This is a genomic window from Spectribacter hydrogenoxidans (assembly GCF_031846275.1).
GTDB lineage: Bacteria > Pseudomonadota > Gammaproteobacteria > Nevskiales > Salinisphaeraceae > Spectribacter > Spectribacter hydrogenoxidans.
The window spans coordinates 1-1924 of sequence record NZ_JAVRIB010000038.1; the positions used below are offsets into that span (position 1 = coordinate 1).

At 67.8% G+C, this 1924-nt stretch carries 3 protein-coding genes; 2 read left to right on the forward strand and 1 reads right to left on the reverse strand.

Translation table 11 applies throughout. From position 1 onward, the window contains the following. Positions 1-875: VIT domain-containing protein (locus tag RM532_RS15745; RefSeq protein ID WP_311654291.1), on the reverse strand; the 875-nt coding region annotated here is incomplete at its 3' end. Positions 876-1017: 142 nt separating this feature from the next. On the opposite strand from RM532_RS15745, the gene RM532_RS15750 reads away from it, so the two are divergent. Next, the gene (locus RM532_RS15750; RefSeq protein WP_311654292.1) at positions 1018-1803 is read left to right on the forward strand and encodes a helix-turn-helix domain-containing protein; all 786 of its coding nucleotides are present in this window, start codon (positions 1018-1020) and stop codon (positions 1801-1803) included. Positions 1804-1829: 26 nt separating this feature from the next. Next, positions 1830-1924, forward strand: a 95-nt coding sequence (locus RM532_RS15990) for a DUF4236 domain-containing protein (RefSeq protein WP_349255340.1), incomplete at its 3' end; no start/stop codon positions are given.

Below are 1924 nucleotides of genomic sequence, written 5' to 3' on the forward strand. Positions count from 1 at the left end.
CGGAACAGGGCCACCGAGGGTTCCTGTGCCGGCGCCTGCCAGTGCAGTACGAAGTCCCGGTCCGCCGGCACCTCGCCGTCGGCCAGCCGGATGCGGCGCCGATCCCCGGCGCCTTCGACCACCACGTCATGGTGCGGACTCTCGACGCCTGCCGGCACAAAGCCCGGTCGCAGGTCCACCCGCACCGATACCGGATTGATCCGCTCGCCCAGCGCCGGGTTCAGCACCGGCGACTCGGAGACCGTGCCCGAGTTACTGCCCGCGGTCTTGCCGCTGCCCGATCCGCCGGCCTGATACCGCGGCCCGGCCACCAGCGGCAACCGCAACGAGTAGCGTCCTTCCGCCTGGCGGATCGGCATCTGGAACTCGATCGAGACCAGCACCGTCTCTCCGGGTCCGATGTTGGCTACCCGGTTGGTAAACAGGTTCGGGCGCTGCTGGCTGACCAGCCCGGCCTTGCGGCCGTTGGCCTTGGCGGTCTCGTACATTTCCCGGGCCTTGCCCCGTGGCTGGATCTCGCCAACGATCACCTTCTGCCCGACCACCATGGTCAGGTCATCCACCGCCGCATCCGGGGGCAGGGGATAGTGGTAGGTGGCCGCCATCCAGGCCGGTGAAGTATTGCGGAAGGCCTGGGTCACCCGCACCCGGGCCAGCGGGCCGGTCACCGTGACATCCAGGTCCGTGCCCAGCCGCACCGCCGGCAGACTCTCGGCGGTTTGGTTACCGGTCAGCTCGAGGGTGCCGTTGCGGATCGACTCGCCGGCCGCGGCCGGCAGAACCGTGACCAGCAGCAACAGGCAGATTGCATGACCCAGGGCATGCCGGGGATTTGAGCAGTTGCGAATACGTTGTGGTGTCGGGTCGGTGTGCATGGCGTTGCTCCGTGTGGCAGGAAGGACGGTGCAACGCTATGCCTTGCCCGTGCCGGACAGCCATGGGCAAAGTCGGCCGATATCCGCCGATGTCCGTAGACAGGGGCAGCCCGGTCCGGCATGGTCGCGGGACTGTGCAGAAATGTGCGGGTTTGTACGGGGCGGGGTGATGGTCAGCCGGGATACCGATCAGATCGACAACGAGACCGTGGCGGGTGCCGTGCGCGAAGCGCTGGCCCGGCGGCGTCTCTCGCGTCAGGCCGTGGCAGAGATGGCCCGGGTGAGCCTGTCCACCCTGGAAAAGGCCCTGGCCGGGACCCGGCCCTTCACGTTGGCCACCGTGATCCGGCTGGAAGAAGCGCTGGGCACGCGCCTGCGGGAAGTCGGCAACGGGAACGCATCGTCACCGGTCGACGCCGGCCCGACCCTGGCCGATGACAGCTTGGGCGCCTACTCCCGTCAGGCGGTCCGATGGATCGAGGGGGCCTATCTCACGCTGCGGCCCAGCTTCAGCGAGCCCGACGGCATCTATAGCTACGTCACGACCATCCGCTGGATCGACGACGCCGGTCACCTCGGCTATGCCGAATCCAAGCGCACGGATGCCGACTTCGAGCAGGTGGGGCAGGTGTCCATGCCGCACCTGTCGGGGCACATCTACCTGGTCACCAACGAGGGCGGCCAGTACCGCATGATGATGCTCGGCCGACCCACGGTACAGGGCACGCTCTACGGGGTGCTCTCGACTCTGGAAGTGGGGCACGGGTCACAGCTGGTCCCGTCGGTCGGGCCCGTGGTGCTGATGCGGCTGGACCGGATCACGGACCCGGAGTTCGGGCTCATCGCCCCCGGCAAGCCCGCGCACCGGCGCTACCGCGCGGTGCTCGACGAGGCCACGGCGCAGGACTTTGTGCGGATTCATCGATGATGTCGTCCACCGCTACCTGACATCCAATGCCGATTCGGTTCTTCCAGCGCTTCAAGATTGCGCCGGGTCTGACGCTGAACCTCTCCAAGTGGGGTGGTTCGTTGTCGGTTGGCCCGCCCGG

What these genes read in the sequence shown, in the direction of transcription:
- RM532_RS15750 (WP_311654292.1), top strand. Translation starts at nt 1,018, where the DNA reads ATGTGCGGGTTTGTACGGGGCGGGGTGATGGTCAGCCGGGATACCGAT.